Origin of the sequence: Chryseobacterium soli (genome assembly GCF_000737705.1) — a bacterium.
Taxonomy (GTDB): domain Bacteria; phylum Bacteroidota; class Bacteroidia; order Flavobacteriales; family Weeksellaceae; genus Chryseobacterium; species Chryseobacterium soli.
This window is the reverse complement of record NZ_JPRH01000003.1, coordinates 45,812-64,566: the sequence shown is the minus strand read 5'-3', so window position 1 is coordinate 64,566 and position 18,755 is coordinate 45,812. Positions and strand designations below refer to the sequence as shown.

General features: G+C 36.7%; 19 protein-coding genes. 12 read left to right on the top strand and 7 right to left on the bottom strand.

All coding sequences use genetic code 11. From position 1 onward, the window contains the following. Positions 1–4 precede the first annotated feature (4 nt). The 6 genes from lpxK (at position 5) to IW15_RS07580 (ending at position 5,570) form a co-directional block, all read left to right on the top strand. Positions 5–1,030, top strand: coding sequence for a tetraacyldisaccharide 4'-kinase (gene lpxK, locus IW15_RS07605; RefSeq protein ID WP_034710391.1), 1,026 nt, complete (start codon positions 5–7; stop codon positions 1,028–1,030). After that, positions 1,014–1,829 (top strand): purine-nucleoside phosphorylase, encoded by an 816-nt coding sequence (locus IW15_RS07600; protein WP_034710390.1) that lies wholly within the window; start codon positions 1,014–1,016, stop codon positions 1,827–1,829. The genes lpxK and IW15_RS07600 overlap by 17 nt, the downstream gene beginning before the upstream one ends. Before the next feature lie 103 nt (positions 1,830–1,932). Then, on the top strand, positions 1,933–2,448 hold the full coding sequence (locus tag IW15_RS07595; RefSeq protein WP_034710389.1) for a TlpA family protein disulfide reductase: 516 nt from the start codon (positions 1,933–1,935) through the stop codon (positions 2,446–2,448). A 9-nt stretch (positions 2,449–2,457) separates the two neighbouring features. After that, a complete protein-coding gene (locus IW15_RS07590) occupies positions 2,458–2,910 on the top strand; it encodes a GNAT family N-acetyltransferase (RefSeq protein ID WP_034710387.1) in 453 nt (150 codons plus the stop codon). Positions 2,911–2,955: 45 nt separating this feature from the next. Next, positions 2,956–4,050 carry a DNA polymerase IV gene (dinB, locus tag IW15_RS07585; RefSeq protein WP_034710386.1) on the top strand — a complete coding sequence of 365 codons (1,095 nt, stop codon included), beginning with the start codon at positions 2,956–2,958 and terminating at the stop codon, positions 4,048–4,050. Between the two features lie 47 nt (positions 4,051–4,097). Beyond that, positions 4,098–5,570, top strand: coding sequence for an alpha-amylase (locus tag IW15_RS07580; protein ID WP_034710385.1), 1,473 nt, complete (start codon positions 4,098–4,100; stop codon positions 5,568–5,570). A 61-nt stretch (positions 5,571–5,631) separates the two neighbouring features. Here IW15_RS07580 and IW15_RS07575 read toward each other — a convergent pair whose 3' ends face one another. Next, positions 5,632–6,975, bottom strand: coding sequence for a carboxylesterase family protein (locus IW15_RS07575; protein WP_034710384.1), 1,344 nt, complete (start codon positions 6,973–6,975; stop codon positions 5,632–5,634). Between the two features lie 200 nt (positions 6,976–7,175). Continuing rightward, the gene (locus IW15_RS07570) at positions 7,176–8,078 is read right to left on the bottom strand and encodes a helix-turn-helix domain-containing protein (protein ID WP_034710383.1); all 903 of its coding nucleotides are present in this window, start codon (positions 8,076–8,078) and stop codon (positions 7,176–7,178) included. A 245-nt stretch (positions 8,079–8,323) separates the two neighbouring features. Between IW15_RS07570 and IW15_RS07565 the strand changes: the two genes are divergently transcribed. Further along, complete coding sequence (locus IW15_RS07565; protein ID WP_034710382.1) at positions 8,324–9,376, top strand: NAD(P)-dependent alcohol dehydrogenase; 1,053 nt, start codon at positions 8,324–8,326, stop codon at positions 9,374–9,376. A gap of 109 nt (positions 9,377–9,485) precedes the next feature. Here IW15_RS07565 and IW15_RS07560 read toward each other — a convergent pair whose 3' ends face one another. Further along, positions 9,486–9,854, bottom strand: coding sequence for a winged helix-turn-helix transcriptional regulator (locus tag IW15_RS07560; RefSeq protein ID WP_034710380.1), 369 nt, complete (start codon positions 9,852–9,854; stop codon positions 9,486–9,488). Positions 9,855–9,934: 80 nt separating this feature from the next. Between IW15_RS07560 and IW15_RS07555 the strand changes: the two genes are divergently transcribed. Continuing rightward, the gene (locus tag IW15_RS07555; RefSeq protein ID WP_034710379.1) at positions 9,935–10,819 is read left to right on the top strand and encodes an NAD(P)H-binding protein; all 885 of its coding nucleotides are present in this window, start codon (positions 9,935–9,937) and stop codon (positions 10,817–10,819) included. Positions 10,820–10,900: 81 nt separating this feature from the next. Here IW15_RS07555 and IW15_RS07550 read toward each other — a convergent pair whose 3' ends face one another. Further along, positions 10,901–12,178, bottom strand: coding sequence for an alkaline phosphatase family protein (locus IW15_RS07550; RefSeq protein WP_034710378.1), 1,278 nt, complete (start codon positions 12,176–12,178; stop codon positions 10,901–10,903). 793 nt (positions 12,179–12,971) lie between these two features. On the opposite strand from IW15_RS07550, the gene IW15_RS07545 reads away from it, so the two are divergent. The 4 genes from IW15_RS07545 to IW15_RS07530 all read left to right on the top strand — a co-directional run bounded on the left by IW15_RS07545 (position 12,972) and on the right by IW15_RS07530 (position 16,835). Further along, positions 12,972–13,493, top strand: coding sequence for a hypothetical protein (locus IW15_RS07545; protein WP_034710376.1), 522 nt, complete (start codon positions 12,972–12,974; stop codon positions 13,491–13,493). Between the two features lie 39 nt (positions 13,494–13,532). Beyond that, on the top strand, positions 13,533–15,350 hold the full coding sequence (locus IW15_RS07540; RefSeq protein ID WP_034710375.1) for a fibrinogen-like YCDxxxxGGGW domain-containing protein: 1,818 nt from the start codon (positions 13,533–13,535) through the stop codon (positions 15,348–15,350). A gap of 210 nt (positions 15,351–15,560) precedes the next feature. After that, the gene (locus tag IW15_RS07535; RefSeq protein ID WP_228384322.1) at positions 15,561–16,325 is read left to right on the top strand and encodes a sterol desaturase family protein; all 765 of its coding nucleotides are present in this window, start codon (positions 15,561–15,563) and stop codon (positions 16,323–16,325) included. 72 nt (positions 16,326–16,397) lie between these two features. Next, the gene (locus IW15_RS07530) at positions 16,398–16,835 is read left to right on the top strand and encodes a transposase (protein ID WP_034710372.1); all 438 of its coding nucleotides are present in this window, start codon (positions 16,398–16,400) and stop codon (positions 16,833–16,835) included. A 56-nt stretch (positions 16,836–16,891) separates the two neighbouring features. Here IW15_RS07530 and IW15_RS07525 read toward each other — a convergent pair whose 3' ends face one another. From IW15_RS07525 to IW15_RS07515, 3 genes are read right to left on the bottom strand one after another with little or no spacing between them, the layout of a single operon-like run. Next, positions 16,892–17,677, bottom strand: a complete 786-nt coding sequence (locus IW15_RS07525; RefSeq protein WP_084681383.1) for a T9SS type A sorting domain-containing protein — start codon at positions 17,675–17,677, stop codon at positions 16,892–16,894. A gap of 4 nt (positions 17,678–17,681) precedes the next feature. Beyond that, complete coding sequence (locus tag IW15_RS07520) at positions 17,682–18,206, bottom strand: ankyrin repeat domain-containing protein (RefSeq protein WP_034710371.1); 525 nt, start codon at positions 18,204–18,206, stop codon at positions 17,682–17,684. After that, positions 18,203–18,748, bottom strand: a complete 546-nt coding sequence (locus IW15_RS07515; RefSeq protein ID WP_034711040.1) for a YceI family protein — start codon at positions 18,746–18,748, stop codon at positions 18,203–18,205. Before IW15_RS07515 ends, IW15_RS07520 begins: the two co-directional genes overlap by 4 nt. Positions 18,749–18,755 lie beyond the last annotated feature (7 nt).

Sequence of the window (18,755 nt, the reverse complement as noted above, 5' to 3'; positions counted from 1 at the left end):
TCGTATGAAAAGATGGTACCTCTATCCTTTTTCCCTTGGTTATCATTTGGTAACGGGTATCCGGAACACATTGTATGATCTGGGAATTTTTAAATCTACGAAATTCAAGACACCGATAATTAATGTCGGTAATCTGTCTGTGGGCGGAAGCGGAAAATCGCCCATGGTGATGTATCTGGCTCAATACCTATCCAAACATTACCGAACGGGCGTCCTTTCAAGGGGTTACGGAAGGCTTTCCAAAGGCTATGAAGTTACCAACTATGAAAGCAACTACAAAATAGTTGGCGACGAAGCCATGCAGCTTTTTGAGCGCTTTAAAAACCGTTTTGTCATTGCTGTTTCAGAAGAGAGGGTTCCCGGAGCTAAGAAAGTTATTTCCGATATGGATCTTGACGTTCTGGTATTGGATGATGCATTCCAGCACAGAGCGATCAAAGCAGGATTTAATATTTTAATGACTGATTTCAATGATCCTTTTTTCAGGGACCACCTTCTTCCTGCGGGAGATTTACGGGAATCCAGAAACGGTTATAAAAGAGCTGACATCATCATGGTGAGTAAATGTCCTGATGAACTGACGGAAGAGACCAAACGGTACTATATTTCAAGGATAAGACCTGAGCGTAATCAAAAAGTATTCTTTTCGTCAATCGGTTACGACGAAAATGTGTACGGAAAAGAAAAAATGCTTCCGGATAACAACCTGAACTATTATGATATCCTGCTCATCACCGGAATTGCCAATCCCAAACCTCTGCTTGAGCACCTTGCGAAATTTTCACAAAGGGTTAAGCACCTAAAATTCAGGGATCATCATAATTTCACAGACGATGATATTAAAAAAATCATTGCCGAATACAAAAAATTAGGTGAATATAAATTGATACTGACGACGGAGAAAGATTATGTCCGTTTAAAAACCTTTGACTATCTTAGAGATATTGTTTACTACTGGCCCATTAATGTAGTGATCGATAAAAAGGAAGAATTCAACCAAATCATCATCGATTATGTTAGAAAAAATTAAGGAAACAGCTCAGTTTATTAAAAATATTATTCAGGATAGTCCCGATTTTGCGATTGTGCTGGGATCAGGATTGGGAAAACTTCAATACGAAGTAGAACCTATTCATGTGATGGAATATCACAATATTCCCAATTTCCCGCAAACTACGGTAGTAGGACACGGTGGAAAATTGATTTACGGAATACTGGAAGGCAGAAAAGTCTTAATGATGAGTGGCCGTTTTCATTACTATGAAGGACATTCCATGGAAACCGTTACATTTCCTATAAGAGTTTTTCATCTGTTAGGTATTAAAAATGTAATTCTTTCGAATGCTTCCGGAGGGGTAAACCCTGCTTATAAGGTAGCAGATATGGTTATCTTAAAAGACCACATCAATATGATGCCTGAACATCCGCTTCGGGGAAAGAATATTGAAGAATTCGGGCCCCGTTTCGTAGACATGAGCGAACCTTATAACAAAAAAATGATTGCTGCTGCTGAAAAAGTGGCCGCTGAAAATACTATCACCATTCACCAGGGAGTGTATGTCGGATTGCAAGGTCCTACTTTTGAAACCCCTGCCGAATATGGAATGATCAAAGCCATTGGTGGCGATATGGTAGGTATGAGTACCGTTCCAGAAGTCATTGTTGCCAGACATATGGGAATGGATGTTTTCTGTATTTCCATTATTACAGATCTTGGCGGACCGGACATTGCATTTGCCGTTTCCCATGAAGAAGTGCTGAATGCTGCCAATAAAGCTATGCCCAACGTTATTACCGTAGTAAAAGGTTTGGTGAAAACTTACCACTAAGCATTTATAGAAAATTTCAATCTCTTAAATTTTTCCTAATTCATAAGAAATCAGGTTCTAATTGCGTTTCATTATTTAGCTTTGTATAAATGAAATTGAAAAAATGAGAAAGTCATTATTATTATTTATGATCGGTATTTTTGGATTAAGTTTTTCCCAAAAAGTTCCCACCGTCCTTAAAACCAGCTTTTCTAAAGAAGCCTTACATCAGAAACTGGAAGGTGAAGATGGAAAAAGCATTACCATACAGGATATTCTGAATCAACATAAAGGAAAAGTAGTTGTCCTTGATTTCTGGGCCGGATGGTGCAGAGACTGTCTGCAAGCCCTTCCCAAAGCTCAGGAGCTGGAAAAAAACAACCCGAATATCGACTTTGTATTCCTTTCACTGGAACGGACAAAAGAAAGCTTTGATAAAAGCCTTGATCGGTTCAACATGAAAGATAAAGACAATTACTGGTTTGCTTCCGGCTGGAAAAATGATTTCAATAATTACATTGATCTGAACTGGATCCCAAGATATATGGTCATCGATCAAAAATCTTCTATTGCAAAATACTATGCGATTTCGCCTGAAGATCCGGAAATACAAACTACCATCAATAAGCTTTTACAGTAAAAATATTCTATGATTTTAAGAGAAGCCACGAGGGAGGATTTAGATATTCTCTTAGCCTTTGAACAGTGTGTTGTTGAGGCAGAAAGACCTTACAACGTAACGTTAAGAAAAGAAAAAATTCATTATTATGATCTGGAATCCCTTATGAATTCTAGGGACGCAACACTTATTGTTGCTGAAAAAGATCATGAAGTCATTGCCTCAGGCTATGCTTTGATCAAACAACCGGAAAAAGACTACTCTACTTTTAAAGACTACGCATATCTCGGTTTTATGTTTGTAAAGCCGGAGCACAGAGGAAAAGGCGTTAATCAGTTAATTGTAGATGAATTGATCCGATGGTCCAGAAATAAAGGCATTTCTGAAATCAGGCTTGACGTCTATGATCAAAATGAATCTGCTGTAAAAGCGTATGAAAAAGCTGGTTTTGAGCCCTTATTTCTTACGATGCGGTTGAAATAACAAGTATTCAATTCCCGGAAATAAATGAATCCATATCTTTGTGATATGGATTTTCCTTTTCCTATCCGCAAAATTATTCATGTTGATATGGATGCATTCTATGCTTCCGTGGAGCAGCATGACAATCCGGCACTGAAAGGCAAGCCTGTAGCTGTAGGAGGTGAACACCGCGGAGTGGTTTCTGCGGCCAGCTATGAAGCGAGAAAGTTTGGCGTGCGCTCTGCTATGCCCAGCAAGACAGCAAAAGAAAAATGCCCCCACCTTATTTTTGTTCCGCCGCGTTTCCCGAGGTATAAAGAAATTTCAAAAATGATCCGGGATATTTTTTATGAATATACGGACCTGGTTGAGCCGCTTTCTTTAGATGAAGCTTACCTGGATATTACAGAAAACAAAAAAGGAATAGAATCTGCCAATCAGATTGCTAAAGAAATCCGACAGAAAATTTTCGAGCAGACCGGATTAACGGCTTCAGCAGGCATTTCTGTTAATAAATTTTTAGCAAAAGTAGCTTCCGATATTAATAAACCGAACGGACAAAAAACCATTCATCCTGATAAAATTGAAAGTTTTCTGGAGGAACTTCCTGTTGAGAAATTTTATGGGGTCGGAAAAGTGACGGCCAATAAAATGTTTACCCTGGGAATTTTTAAAGGAAAAGACCTCAAGAAAAAATCTTTACAGGAACTGATCACTCTGTTTGGAAAATCAGGCGGCTATTATTACAATGTCGTTCGGGGCATTCATACTTCCGAAGTAAAACCTCATCGGATTCAGAAAAGTGTCGCTGTAGAAAGAACATTTTTTGAAGACCTTTTTGATGAGCAGCAGATCAATGAAAAGCTGGAAAGCCTGAGTGCTGAACTTCATCAAAGATTGCAGAAAAACAACATCTTAGGCAGATCTTTAACCTTAAAAATTAAATATAAAGATTTTTCACTGTTCACTAGGAGCAGTACCAAAGAAGAATATTTCATCTCACCTGAAGAATATTATACCACTTCAAAAAAGCTCTGGGAGCTTCGCCCATTTGATAAGCCGGTCCGTTTATTGGGATTATCACTTTCCCATCTGAATACGGAAGAAAAAAAACAGGTTTCTATTCAACTAAAAATACCGTTTGAAGAATTTGAGAATTAATTGTTGGTAAATTATCACTAACTTGTAGTAACCAAATTTTATACTATATGAATCAAACGATAATTCAATTCTTTCACTGGTACTCGGAAGGAGACGGAAAATTATGGCATGAAGCCGAACAACAAGCGAAATATTTATCAGAATTAGGAATTACATCAGTTTGGTTCCCTCCCGCCTACAAAGGAACGAATGGAGGTTATTCTACCGGATATGATGCCTACGATCTATTTGATCTGGGCGAATTTGATCAGAAAGGAACGATCCCAACAAAATACGGCACCAAAGATCAATACCTGCAAGCAATTTCTGCGTTAAAAAAACATAATATACAGATTATTGTAGACGTTGTCCTGGGACATAAAGCCGGCGGCGATGAACTGGAAAAATTCAAAGCAGTAAAAGTAGACGAAGAGAATAGGGATAAAATAATTTCTGATGTTATCGAAATAGAATCCTATACCAAATTTACCTTTCCGGGAAGAGGAAAAAAATACTCTGATTTTGAATGGAATTTCACCTGCTTCAGCGGAGTGGATTATGCGGAAGGCATGGATTCCCATATCTTCAAAATACAGTCTGAATATGGAAACGGCTGGGAAGAAATGATCGATGATGAAAAAGGAAATTACGATTACCTGATGTACAACGATATTGAGCACCGGAATCCGTTTGTACGGGAAGAACTCAATACCTGGGCAAAATGGTATTTTGATCAGACCGATTTTGATGGAGTACGTCTGGATGCTTTAAAACATATCTCTTTTGATTTTTATAAGGAATGGCTTACCATGCTCCGTTCCAATTCTGAAAAAAACATTTTTGCGGTAGGAGAATACTGGGCTCCCGGATACTTAGCTTTACTTCAGAAATACATTGAAGTTACGGAAGGCTGTATGAGTTTATTCGACAGTTCTCTGCAAAATAATTTCCATACAGCGTCCAAAGAAGGAAGTTCCTATGATCTGAGAAAAATTCTTGACGAAACCCTTACTCAGGCTGATCCGATGCATTCCGTAAGCTTAGTTGATAATCATGATACACAGCCATTGCAAGACCTGGAAGCTCCGGTTGAAGAATGGTTTAAACCAATAGCTTATGCGCTGATTTTATTGCGTGAAGACGGTTACCCATGTATTTTCTATCCGGATTTATATGGTGCCCACTACACGGATAAAGATAAGGAAGGAAATGATCAGGAAATATTCCTTAATAAAATTGATGGTCTTGAAGGATTGTTAAAAGCCAGAAAAGACTATGCTTACGGCATTCAGAAAGATTATTTTGAAGATGCAAACTGCCTTGGCTGGGTTCGTGAGGGTGATGATGAGCATCAGGGTTGTGCCGTAGTGGTAAGCAATAAAGATGCTTACAGCAAACCTATGGAAATGGGTGAAAAATATATTGGCAAAACCTTTTACGATTTTCTCGGAAGATCAGATGAAAAAGTGCTCATTGATGAAAAAGGCTGGGGCAATTTCCCTGTTCCTGCCGGCAATGTAAGCGTTTGGATTCCTGAATAAATATTTTTAAGCACTAACAACACCAGTCCTTCTTAGGATTTGTGTTGTTAGTGTTTTACGATTAAATAACCTTATGAAGTTCCAGTATTTCCGGTCTTTCTGAATGATCAGCAATGGAACCGTTTCGGGCAAATTCCGCCCAAAGCGATCGCATTTTTCTGCCATTTTCAGCGATATATTTCCAGGGGATATCTTTTAGCAATTCTGCATATTTCCAGACCTCTTCTTTTCCAAAAATCAACGGAAGATCTATACAGTGAGCGGCTCCCAAACTATGATTTTTTATAATGGAGTGAATTCTGAACTGATACACATTTCCTCCTGCCTCAGCATAGTTCTCAGCAAATATTTTTGCAGGTTTTCCGTAAATAACTTCTGTCGTTAACCGGACAAGTTTGTTGATGAGGGTAAGTCCAAATCCTTTTCCAGCATATTTTTTCAGGGTTAGGGATGTTTTGAGATAAAAAGCCGTTTCATCATTATTCAGGCCGATCAGCACATCATACGCTGCAGCGTTCTTTTTCCATTGTTCAATCACTTCATCTTCTCTGCATAGAGGCGGAAAGCCATACTGAACCCCAAAAGGCATCGCAGCTTTCAGTCCGTATTGTACTACAGACGGAACATATTTTCTATATTCATCCATCATTTTTAGCACGTCGTCATTATCTTTCAGAAATTCCGTTTTCCGTAACAATTCTGCGGTCATCTTTTGACGCTTTTCCCGCAGCCCCAAGGGAGCACTTTGAATAATCACTCTTTGAAACAATCCCTCCACTCCTTCTGAAATCATCAGATGGGCAATTGCATCTCCTCCTGAAGACTGGCCCATCAGGGTAACATTTTCAGGATCTCCACCCAACGAACTGATATTTTTTTTAATCCAGCGCAAAGCTTCTATGATATCGAAAAGTCCTAAGTTGGGAATTCTCTTTCCGTTTCCGCCTAAAAATCCGAACAATCCCAGCCGGTAAGAAACAGTAACCACCATAATATGCTGTTCTTTTACCCATTCGCCCGGATCAGCGGTGGGCAAGTCTCCGCATCCGATCTCATACGATCCGCCATGAATCCATACCACTACAGGAAATTTTTCATTTTCATTTTCATTTTCAGGACGAACTACGGATAAAAATTGAGTAGATTCGTCTACTTCAAAACGTTCAATATGAGTAGGACCGATCATATTTTCCACCAATGGACTGATCGTTTGCGAGGCAACTGGAGTTTTATGGGGGAAAATGATTTCTGAGGATGAAGACTCTACCGGAACAGGTTTTTGAAATCTTTCGGAATGGGCATAACGGATACTTTTCGCCATAATAATTCCATTTTCCTTTAATGCGATGATTTTTCCTGACGGGGTCTGAAAAGTGTGGGTGCCGATATTCTGTTGTGATTTCATTCTCAAAAAAATAACTTCTCTCCTTAAAATTAATTCAGTTTTTTGAAAAGAGAAAACTTTTCCGATTGTTTTTTTCTTTTAGTCATGGTAGAAGGAGAGCATTTATTTAAAAAGAATTGCCTTTTTACATCACAGGAAAGTACTCCCCTTTTGTAAATGGAAGTCCATAAGCTGATCAATTATAGGTTTAAAGGGAAAATTTAATGCAATGTTTTATATTCACTAGGGGAAACCCCAACCTTTGTTTTAAAAAGTCTTGTAAAATGCTGGGGATATTTGAAACCCAGATCATAGGAGATCTCACTGATTGATTTTGCAGGAATAAAGATCTGTTCTTTGGCGACTTCTATGAGTTTATTATGAATAAATTCCTGGGCAGAAACCCCAAGTTCTTTTTTTATTAAATCTCCGAAATAATTGGCGGAAAGATTAAGCTGTTCTGCAAAATAGTTAACCATTGGAAACCCTAAGTTTTTAGGCTTGTCAGAACGCAGATAGTCATCAAGAAGATGTTCAAATTTACCAATGAATCCACGGTTCACATGATCTCTCGTCACAAACTGACGGTCATAAAAACGCATGCAGTAGTTTAAAAACAATTCGATATTATTGACGATTAAAGATTTACTGTGTTTATCAATAGCCTGTTCCAGTTCATGTCTGATATTTTTGAAACATTCAAGAATAATTTCCCGCTCTTTTTCGGAAAGGTGCAACGCTTCATGTACGTCATACGAAAAGAAAGAATAATCATTGATATGCTTCCCGAGATTGGTCCCTTTTATAAGATCCGGATGAAATAATAAGGCATATCCTGCAGGCTGTCTGTACGTTCCGTCACCGGTAATTCCGCTAATCTGCCCGGGCGCAATAAACACCAGTGTTCCTTCCTGATAATCATACGTGTGTTTGCCATAATACATATCTCCACAATTGACGTCTTTCAGAAAAACCGTATAAAACCCATAATTCCTGCGGTACTGACAGATCGGATCAGATTTTGAAAAATCGACCACACTTACCAGTGGATGAAGGGTTTCCTGATTCACCATTCTGTTATAATCCGAAACATTATCTATTATTTCAACTTCTTGATTATCCATGAAATGCATTTTAAGCGCATTCAAAATTACTACTTTCTGATTTACCTTCTATGATGTCTGTAAAATTGGTAAGTATTTCCGTAATTTGTATAAGTCCGGTTCATCTAAAAGTATCGAATTTTGCATCGTTATGAAAACATTCAATAATGGTCGTTTTCCTATGACGATATCGAATGAATGAAGCCGGTACCGGATGAGGAATAATAACAATATAGAGTACAAACAAATATTAATAAAAAAATTAAATGAGCACAATCACAGTAAAAGCTTACGGAACTGAGTCTAAGACAGCAGACTTACAGGAAATGAATATTGAAAGAAGAGAGACCACTCCCAAGGATGTAGAAATTGAAATTCTATATTGCGGGGTTTGTCATTCTGACCTTCATACGGCACGTAATGACTGGGGCGGAACAATGTATCCTGCTGTTCCGGGACATGAAATTGTAGGGAGAATTACCAAAATCGGGAATGATGTCACTAAATTTAAAGTAGGAGATCTGGCAGCAGTAGGTTGCTTAGTAGATTCATGCGGAACTTGCGAAAGCTGTAAAAAAGATTTGGAGCAATACTGCCTGAATGGATTTACAGGAACGTATAACGGAAATGATAAGCATTTAGGAGGTCATACTTTCGGAGGATATTCTGAGAAAGTAATGGTAGATGAAAATTTCGTTTTAAGAGTGCCAGAAAATTTAGATCTTGCTGCGGTAGCACCCCTTCTTTGTGCAGGAATTACTACATGGTCGCCTTTAAGACACTGGAACGTAGGTCCGGATTCTAAAGTAGCGGTTGTAGGATTAGGCGGACTTGGACACATGGCAATTAAACTGGCAAAAGGATTAGGCGCTGAAGTAACATTATTCTCCAGAACTCCCGGAAAAACTGAAGATGCTAAACAACTGGGTGCAGATCACGTCGTGATCTCTACAGACGAAAATCATATGGATTCTGTAAAAGGAAAATTCGATGTTATTATTGATACGGTTCCTTATGTACATGATGTAAATCCTTATGTAGCTACTTTAAATATCAGCGGAACTTTGGTTTTAGTAGGATATTTAGGTGGATTAGAGCCTATTTTAAATACAGTTCCGATGATTATGGGAAGAAGATCTGTAGCAGCTTCTTTAATCGGGGGTATTGCTGAGACTCAGGAAATGCTGGATTTCTGTGGCGAGCACAATATTGTTTCCGAAATCGAAATGATCAAAATGCAGGATATCAACGACGCCTACGAAAGAATGCTGAAAAGTGATGTAAGATACCGTTTCGTAATTGATATGAAATCGTTGTAAAAACTCTTTCATTATTATAATATCATAAGACTGTTTACGTATGTAGACAGTCTTTTTATTTTAATGGTAACTTTTTATGATGATAACTATATAAAATATTACTATTCAATTATTTGCAAGTATATTTTCCATCCATATCTTTAAATGCCCACTCTGCCATTTGATGAATAACAGGAATTAATCCCTTCCCGGATTCACTCAATTCATAGGTGACATGAGGCGGGATGACAGGTTTTGCCGTTCGAATCACCAATCCATCTGCCTCCAGTTGTTTTAAATGTTGAATCAACATCTTCTCGGTAACCGCAGGAATTGCCCGTTTCAATTCGCTGTATCTTTTATCACCGCCTGACAGATGATACAAAATAATAGGTTTCCAGAATCCACCGATTTTTTCCATAACATAGGTTACCGGACAAAGATCGAGGGCGTATTTTTTATTCTGCTGAATGGTTGAGCTTTCTTTAATGGCTGTCATGATACATACTTTAGGGTAAGTACTTGTATAAAAGTAAGTACAAATATACCTTTGTTATCAGAAATAAAAAAATATTTATTATGAAAATTATCATCACAGGTTCTCTGGGAAATGTAGCAAAGCCTTTATCCCAACAATTGATCGCAGAAGGTCATGATATTACAGTGATCAGCAGCAATCCATCGAAAAAAAATGAAATTGAAGCATTGGGAGCAAAAGCAGCCATCGGTTCTATTACCGACGTACATTTTTTAACCACCACTTTTGAAGGAGCAGATGCCGCTTTTTTGATGACACCTCCCAATATGGGATTTGAAAATATAGTGGAAAACACAATTCAAGGAGGCAAAAATTATGCAGAAGCTATTTCAAAAACAGGAATAAAAAAAGTGGTTATGCTCAGCAGCGTTGGAGCAGATTCTCCAATCGATAATGGTCCTATTAAAGGACTTCATCATATTGAAAACTTATACCGTACACTGGAAAATACCTCCGTTGTTTTTCTAAGAGCGGGTTATTTCTATATTAATTTCTTTAATGATATTCCCTTACTTAAAAATGCCGGAATTATCGGTGGAAATTATGCTGGAAATATAAGCATTCCTTTAGTACACCCTACTGATATTGCTAAAGCAGCCGCAGAAGAGTTGGTAAAAAATTCTGATGGCAAAAAGGTAAGATATATCGTAAGCGATGTTCGACCGGCTAATGATTTTGCTCAAGTGCTTGGCGCTGCGATTGCAAAACCCGAATTGCCATGGATAGAATTTAAAGACGAAGAATCTCTAAATGGAATGCTTCAGGCAGGTCTTCCACAGGAAATAGCTAAATTATACGTTGAAATGGGGAAAGGAATCAGAACAGGCGTTCTTCAGGCTGATTTTATCAAGCAGGGTTCTCCGGCTAACGGAAAGGTTACATTAGAAGAGTTTGCGAAGGAATTTGCGACTCAATATAATTCTTAAATTTATTATACATATAAATATTCCGGCGCACCTTTGGTGCGCCGGAATATTTTATAAGTAATCTTATTTAGTATGTCAAATCTATTTTTTCAAGACTTGTTTCAGTACTTTAAGTTTCCCATCTACATGCTGATCTATTTTTAGTCCTAATACATCTGCAACCAATGGATAGACGTTTACATTCGAAAATTCGTCAATCACCAGATTATTTTTAAATACAGGTCCCCAGGCATAGAACGTTGCTTTCATTTCCGGGACTGTTTTCGGATTATAGCCATGCTTTCCTACGGAAGTCTTCTTCCCTTTTTCTAAAAATATTTTGGGAGCTTTCGGAATCAGAAGAATCTGCCCGATTCTGTTATACCGGTCATCTCTGGTTGCAAAATGAAGATATTTGGGAAGCTTTTTATCTAAATATACTTCGTAATCATCTGTTTTTTCTGCAGCCAATTGCTTATAAACCGCTTTCACCTCATCCGGGTTTTTAACGTATACCCTTAATAACGTCTGAGAATTATAAAAATCAAACTGGTCTTTATTGAAGAGCATTGCAGGAATTTCCAAAGGAGCTCCCCCATCTACTTTAATCATCCCATGATCGGAAACAAAAACAAAGTTTACATTGTTCAATCCTAAATCATGGACTTTCTGAACAAGGTCTCCTACGGCTTTATCTATTAAATGAACAGCATCTTCCGTTTCCCTGGTGTCCGGTCCGAAATGATGCCCGCTTCCATCCACTTCCGGAAAGTATAATGAAATAAAATGCGGTCTTTTATCCATTGGTAATTTCAACCAATTGACTACTTTATCTACTTTTTCAGAAGGGGTAAATTTTTCGTGGTAAGGGTAATAATACGTTGGTCTCATGCCACCGGCATCACTTGCCGAACCTACCCACATCAAAGATGCGGCAAGCATTCCCTGCTTTTCGGCCAATCCCCAAAGTGGAGTTCCGCCGTACCAGCTTCCGTCTTCAGCATTTTTTTTATTGCTCATCGCATAGGTCTCTTTTCTTTTGTAATCATAAAAAAAGTTATCAATTAATCCATGATGAGAAGGGTAAAGGCCGGTAACTAAGCTCCAGTGGTTGGGAAAAGTGATGCTTGGATAACTTGGAATCATTGCTTTAGCCTGGACTCCTTCACCTGACAGTTGTAAAAGATTCTGAGCATTATACTTTTTAGCATAATCATAGCGGAAACCATCTGTAGAAATCATAATGACATACGGTTTGGTTTGTGCATCAACGGAGTTATATCGATTGGGAATTACTACCTGTGCTGTATCTACATTTTCTTTTTGTGCAAAAGCAGTTAAAGAAATCAACAGTAGTAAAAATTGTAATCCTCGTTTCATTATAGAAATTTTCTACAAAGTTACAGCCCGGAATTCTTACAGAAAAGTTTCATGGGTTAAAAAAACATTAAATTGAGAAAGAAGAACAGAATGAAAAGTATTACAATTGAATATTCTCAGGATTGTCTTTTTCCTGTATATGGTTTTTGAGAAGAAAAAAACATTTCGAAATGCCCATAAAAAATATATCAGGCTATGAGATAGAAAATAAGAAATTAATTATTTTTATTACACAGCAATAAATATAATACCAAACACGTCAGGATATATTATACTTTAAGAGGCATCACTAGTCAGCAGGTAGATACTATAAAGAAATCTCTCGAAAAAATATAAAAAAAGTATTCTAGCTTCATTATGTAAAAGAAGTTGAAGGCTTTCCTTTTTTAAACACTTTACTATAAATATGCTCTAATAAGCCAAAGATTCTTTAGCAAATAAACAAGGAATCAATGCATTTTACTATTGTAACAATCTAACAACCGTAACCTTCCATTGATAGAAGGCAGGCACAAGAGGCCCTATGTTCTGATATGTACGAAAAAATAAAAAAAAGCTTACCCACAACTATATTCCGAATATAGCTTAACTAAACTGTCATATTCCGAATATAACTCGATTAAAACACTGGTAAACAAAAACATAAATACTTTAAACTGTTGTTGGAAATTAGCTTATCCTTGTTTATTTTGATTTACTAAGACACATAAATTTGTAAAATTAAAATACAATTAACTCCCATAAGACCTCTACATTGAATATCCATTTTCTCATTAAAAAAATATTGATCAGCATGATGTTGGTCCTATTTATTTTTGCCAATGCGCGCGAGAATAATGATTCTGTAGATCAAAAAAATATAAACCAAGATCCAGAAAAAGCAAGCATCTTTATTTCTGAAGAAACATCTATTTACGGAAAGGAGATTATTTATAACGCAAATTATATTGTAGTAAGAAAGAAAAAATCCAAAACAAATTATAAGCTTTCACTCAATAAAAATAAGCCCGTAAAAACAAAAAATAATATACCTGTTATAAAGAGAAATTTTTTAAAAAACATAACTCTTTATAATCCTAAAGAACTTTTTCCTTCTACTGATCAAAAAGCTCAATATATAAGATTAATAGAGCGACATGAATTAGGTCTGACTGTTATTGATTACACAGGTATACAATTGCATTATTTTAGGATGATATTGTTATCTGCTTATAATCAAATTTCAATTGAGCATGATAAAAATATAATTTTGAGTATCAGACCTCCTCCAGCGAATGAGGTTAAATACATACAAACAATTAAAAGAAGAGCATAAAGCTTTTCTTTATTTACTCTAAAATTTAAACCCAATAAGATGAAAAATAAAATATTTTATATGTTCTTGCTGATATGTTTCTCTGTAAGAATATTTGGACAAGTAGGGATAAATACCTCTGCTCCTAATACTAAATCTGCATTAGATGTAGTTTCCAAAAGCAATAATACAGGAATCTTGATTCCCCGCCTTACGACTGCGCAAAGAGATGCTATTGGAGTAGCCTCTACTGAAGATGGATTAACCATCTATAATACAGATGAAAAATGCTACAACTATTATCAGTCAACTAATGCAGCATGGTTAAGCTTATGTGGTACCTATCAAAAAGCAGTATACACAGTAAACTGTGCTAACATTAAAGTATTTGGCACCTACACACAAGGGACGTCGCTAAATACCAGCAATTATATTACAATGCCTATTACCGTAACAAAGGCAGGTACTTATAGCATTATTGCTAAAACAACTAATGGATATTATTTCGAAAAATCCGGTGTATTTCCGAATACAGGTACTTTCACCATTACTTTAGATGCTTCCGGAGCTCCAGTTGCCGGACCACAAACCGATACGCTTTCTTTTATATATGATGGAGTAACAGATACTACATGTACCAGCAAAACGATCAGTGTTTTGGGCTCTCAGGTGAGCTATACTATCAATTGTGGCAGTGCAGTGGTAAACGGAACCTATATGCAGGGTGAGTCTCTGGATGCAAGTAATTATGTAACGATACCTTTGTCCGGTGTTACTACAGGAGGTACAGTTACTATTGCTACAGGTACTAATAATGGCGTTACGTTCTCTACTACAGAGACTATTACTACATCCAGTACTTCTATTACACTGAAAGGTCAGGGTATTCCAACAAGTGCTGGGACGTATACCTTCACCTTTATTACCAATGGTGCAACCCCCGTTACTTGTTCTTTTAACGTGAAGTTTAATACCACAGTTGGAACTTTCGCCAATCCGGCAGACAGATGCTACCAGATATTACAAGCTGACGCAAGTAAGACAGATGGAGAATACTGGATAAAAACAAGCTCTTCTGATGCTACCCCTGTAAAAACACTTTGTGATATGACGAATGGCGGCTATACCCTTTTATGGTCTTATTCTGAAAAAACAGCGTATGTATCACCAGCAGATTTGTACGGAAATAGTGCTAATAATATGGAGATATCTAGTGGTGATGCATCTCGTTTTACACAAAATAGACCAAGAAATGTAGTTACTGCTAATGGTTCAAATATAGCAGGTACTAACATCGGACTATATAATGATTACAGACTTTCTCTAGCTACCATGCAAAATGTACGTACTGCAAATCCCGGAGATTACAGGGTGAGGATCACCGTAAGCCCAACAGACATGAGCGATACATGGGGAGTGAATAATTTTTTCAGAATAAAACCCACCTCAGGTTATGACTATATCGCAACTGTTAGCGCTAGCACTTGTGCTGAGTCTATCGTGCCCGCGTCTGGTAAACTATTTGGTAGGTCTTATGATGGTACAACCAATACAGCAACATATAATGGTGTTAATACTCCTGGAGATATTTGTCCTTATGTAGGATCTGGATATGGAAACCATTTTGATGCAGGTACGAGAATTGCCAATAACCCTACCAATTATACTGTAATCCCTGGAGGGCAGACATTCAACGCTTATTATTTTAATAACCTGTTTGGTTTCTTTGGAGAAACAGAAATCAACCACCATTTTGGTAAATGTGGTGCAGGATCAGATGATTATCTCTTTACAACAAACAACTGTAGCAATACCCAGTTAGTTCCACACTCATTCAACAGTGGAGAAGGAAGGGTATTGCAGTGGTTTGTAAAATAATGAAAAAAGAAGCCAGTTTGTAAAGGCTGGTTTATTTTTCAACTTCAAATACAAACATAAATTGTATATAAAAATATCCTGCTGTCTCTTATTATATTTTTTTCATAGACAAAATATAAGATTCAGCGGGGTATTTAATTTCAACCCATTCATATCCGATTAACATACAATGATTTAAACAAATTATTTTCTATCCCAAAACACAACATTATGGACCTATTAGAAAAATTTTTCAGCATCAGTATGATTGAAATGATTCGGTACATATTAATATCAGGTATTTTTTATTTGATCTGTTATATGATCTATAAAAAATCATTGGCTTCTGCCAAAATACAAACAGCAGAAGTTTCAAATAAAGATGTAAGAAGAGAAATCTATCATTCTTTAGTCTCTTCTGTCATCATGACATTTCTTATATTTTTCATTATAAGCACACCTATTGCTGCGGATACCAAATTATATCTAAATATTTCTGATTATTCTATCGCTTGGCTTATAACAAGTATCCCTATTGGAATGTTTATGCACGACACTTATTTTTATTGGCTGCACCGCTTGCTGCATCATAAAAAAATATTCAGGCATGTACATCTTGTACATCATCAATCTAATAATCCCAGCCCTTTTTCATCTTATTCGTTTCATATTCTGGAAGCAATTGGAGAAGGATTGATTATTCCTCTGCTGTTATTCATTATTCCGCTTCATCCTATTGCCATTTATAGTTTCATTTTCTTTTCTTTTATCATTAATGTATATGGTCATCTCGGATACGAAATTGCTCCTAAATGGTTTAGAAAATCGTTTTTATTTAATATTCTCAACACCTCGGTGTATCATAATATGCATCACAGTAAATTTCATGGAAATTATGGTTTATATTTTAGGTTTTGGGACAAGATCATGCACACAGAAAATCCCAGGTACATAGAATTATATGATGAGATTCAGTGTAACAGATTCCCAAGTTAATCCCAAATCTATTTTTATGAAGGCAATATCATCATCAAAAACCCATTCATCCCTATAAATTAATTTCATCTCATGAACCAGGATTCAAAAGAAAAGTTCAAGCATATCCATATAGGAAAATATCTGAAAACAAAAGTCGAAGAGCAGCAAATATCACAAGATAGAATCTGTAATTTTTTGAATGTAACCGATGATGAAATTCGAACCATGTACAGATCTGAAAGCATAGATACATATCTGCTATTAAGATGGAGTAAATTGTTAGGATATGATTTTTTCAGGCTGCATTCTTATCATTTACTACTGTATTCCCCCCTCCCCAAAAAACATATAGCAGATACCAGCCTGCCTATATTCAGAAAGAATACTTATACTAAAGAAATTATAGATCTGATCTTAGAAATGGTGAATACCGGACAAAAAACCAAGAAACAGATTATTAATGAATACGGGATACCAAAAACTACGTTACTTGCGTGGATATCAAAACAAATCGATAAAACCCCATAACATTATATTACATAAAAAAAATCTCTCACTTTGTGAGAGATTTTTTTGTTATTTTATTATTCTTTAACCAATTTTTCATACGTCAAACCGCCATCTTGTAACGTTATTTCAAGATAGTAAGTTCCTGATTTCAGATCGGAAATACCAATATCCCCGCCGTTCAGTTGTAGGGATTTAACCTTTCTTCCCGTAGATTCATAAATGTCAATAGATTTGATCTTATCTGCATTTTTGAAATGGACTGTGGATTTTGCAGGGTTGGGATAAAGACTTATTTTTTGACTCTTTAAAGCCGCTTCATCAGTTCCTAAAGTCCCAGCAAAAGAAACAGCAGTGGTACCACAGCTGTTAGAACCATGATAAGCAATCGTAAAATTTGATAATCTACGAGCATAAGTAATGTTCAAAGGGCCTGCCGGAGGCATTGTAAAAACATAATCATTCGGATCTCCCGTGTTTAAAGCTCTTGTAGCTGTTACAGTACGTACGCCTGCTGTTACACTATTGGATGTTACTGTCCAATTTTGCATCCCGTCCAACGGTGGTACAATCCCTTGGCCGTTAAACGTTCTGTCTGTTAAATTTGTTCCGTCAAAAATTACAGCATCCTTTCCCAGGTCATCCATATTAGTGGTATTAAAAGCCATGCCCAGCCATCCTGTAGATGGTCCGACAAGGGTGAGGGTAACCAAAGAAGGGGTAAGGTCTATCTTAACTGAATAAGCTAAATCTGTTCCTCCCGGAGTAGAAAAGAGAGGGACAGTTCCTGTAGAATACGTTTGACTTTTCACATTAAAAAAAGTCAAAAATCCGATCAGTAATAGGGTAATTTTACATTTCATACGATCAATTTTTTAATAAGTTAATAATATCTTGATTTTTAGAAAATAAAGCATATTCAAAAACAGTTTTTCCCTGTTTATCGGATAGCTTTTTATCTGCTTTGTTCTTTAATAAAAGTTCTACCATCTCCTTATTCTGGGCCTGGACAGCATACATGAGTGGAGTTACCCCACTGGCATTTGCAATATTCGGATCAGCCTTATTTAGCAGTAATTTTTGAGTGATATTTTTATCTCCTTTAAATACTGAAGCTGTTAAAGCCGTTCCTTCTCCGCTTACATAGTTTATATCCTTAACATGAGTGATTAAAAATTCTGCAACGGGAGTATTTCCTCTATAACATGATAAAATCAATGGTGAAAATCCATTTTCATTGGTCTGGCTGATAATATTGGGATTCTGCTTCATAAGATCCTGAACCTCAGCTACCGTTCCGCTTCTCGCAATATCAAAGATTGATTTTGCTTTTTCCTGTGCCTGCAGGCTTAAACATAGCAAGAATGCTGTTAATAGGATTATATTTTTCATTGTTTTACCAATATATAATTATACTCTACCGAAACATTTTCAGCTACTTTTTTAGTAACCATTTTAGGAATGGTCACATTATAATCTACAGGTTTTGCTGCAAACGTTCCCTGCATATAGATCTTACCGTCCTTAGCATAAAGTGTTGCGGCAGAAGAAACTGCCCTGTCAACTCCATGAAAATTCAGTTTGCCCTGAACCGTATATTTCTGAGGAGCGGGCGTAAGTTTATCCTTATCAAAATTTAGAATTTTTCCGGTAAAGGTCGCTTTAGGATATTTTGTGGTTTCCGCATAGTTTTCATTGAAATGTTCTTCCATTAATTTGACTTTAAAATGGAAATTTTTAACAATTGAAATAGAAGCCATATCTCCTGTATCTGCATTCAGGACAACAATATTATTGTCATCCTGTGCATGCACGTCTTCAAACAATGGTACTGAGGCCTCAAAAGTGACTTTTCCTGTTTTCGAACTGTATTTTTGGGCAAAAGTCAGAGAGGTCAGCAGTAGCAACGCGGTACATAATAATATTTTTTTCATAGTAATT

What these genes read in the sequence shown, in the direction of transcription:
- IW15_RS07550 (WP_034710378.1), bottom strand. Translation starts at nt 12,178, where the DNA reads ATGAAACGAGGATTACAATTTTTACTACTGTTGATTTCTTTAACTGCT.
- IW15_RS07515 (WP_034711040.1), bottom strand. Translation starts at nt 18,748, where the DNA reads ATGAAAAAAATATTATTATGTACCGCGTTGCTACTGCTGACCTCTCTG.
- IW15_RS07535 (WP_228384322.1), top strand. Translation starts at nt 15,561, where the DNA reads ATGGACCTATTAGAAAAATTTTTCAGCATCAGTATGATTGAAATGATT.
- IW15_RS07590 (WP_034710387.1), top strand. Translation starts at nt 2,458, where the DNA reads ATGATTTTAAGAGAAGCCACGAGGGAGGATTTAGATATTCTCTTAGCC.
- IW15_RS07600 (WP_034710390.1), top strand. Translation starts at nt 1,014, where the DNA reads ATGTTAGAAAAAATTAAGGAAACAGCTCAGTTTATTAAAAATATTATT.
- IW15_RS07570 (WP_034710383.1), bottom strand. Translation starts at nt 8,078, where the DNA reads ATGGATAATCAAGAAGTTGAAATAATAGATAATGTTTCGGATTATAAC.
- IW15_RS07545 (WP_034710376.1), top strand. Translation starts at nt 12,972, where the DNA reads ATGATGTTGGTCCTATTTATTTTTGCCAATGCGCGCGAGAATAATGAT.
- IW15_RS07530 (WP_034710372.1), top strand. Translation starts at nt 16,398, where the DNA reads ATGAACCAGGATTCAAAAGAAAAGTTCAAGCATATCCATATAGGAAAA.
- IW15_RS07520 (WP_034710371.1), bottom strand. Translation starts at nt 18,206, where the DNA reads ATGAAAAATATAATCCTATTAACAGCATTCTTGCTATGTTTAAGCCTG.
- IW15_RS07580 (WP_034710385.1), top strand. Translation starts at nt 4,098, where the DNA reads ATGAATCAAACGATAATTCAATTCTTTCACTGGTACTCGGAAGGAGAC.
- dinB (WP_034710386.1), top strand. Translation starts at nt 2,956, where the DNA reads ATGGATTTTCCTTTTCCTATCCGCAAAATTATTCATGTTGATATGGAT.
- lpxK (WP_034710391.1), top strand. Translation starts at nt 5, where the DNA reads ATGAAAAGATGGTACCTCTATCCTTTTTCCCTTGGTTATCATTTGGTA.
- IW15_RS07565 (WP_034710382.1), top strand. Translation starts at nt 8,324, where the DNA reads ATGAGCACAATCACAGTAAAAGCTTACGGAACTGAGTCTAAGACAGCA.
- IW15_RS07555 (WP_034710379.1), top strand. Translation starts at nt 9,935, where the DNA reads ATGAAAATTATCATCACAGGTTCTCTGGGAAATGTAGCAAAGCCTTTA.
- IW15_RS07575 (WP_034710384.1), bottom strand. Translation starts at nt 6,975, where the DNA reads ATGAAATCACAACAGAATATCGGCACCCACACTTTTCAGACCCCGTCA.
- IW15_RS07560 (WP_034710380.1), bottom strand. Translation starts at nt 9,854, where the DNA reads ATGACAGCCATTAAAGAAAGCTCAACCATTCAGCAGAATAAAAAATAC.
- IW15_RS07540 (WP_034710375.1), top strand. Translation starts at nt 13,533, where the DNA reads ATGAAAAATAAAATATTTTATATGTTCTTGCTGATATGTTTCTCTGTA.
- IW15_RS07595 (WP_034710389.1), top strand. Translation starts at nt 1,933, where the DNA reads ATGAGAAAGTCATTATTATTATTTATGATCGGTATTTTTGGATTAAGT.
- IW15_RS07525 (WP_084681383.1), bottom strand. Translation starts at nt 17,677, where the DNA reads ATGAAATGTAAAATTACCCTATTACTGATCGGATTTTTGACTTTTTTT.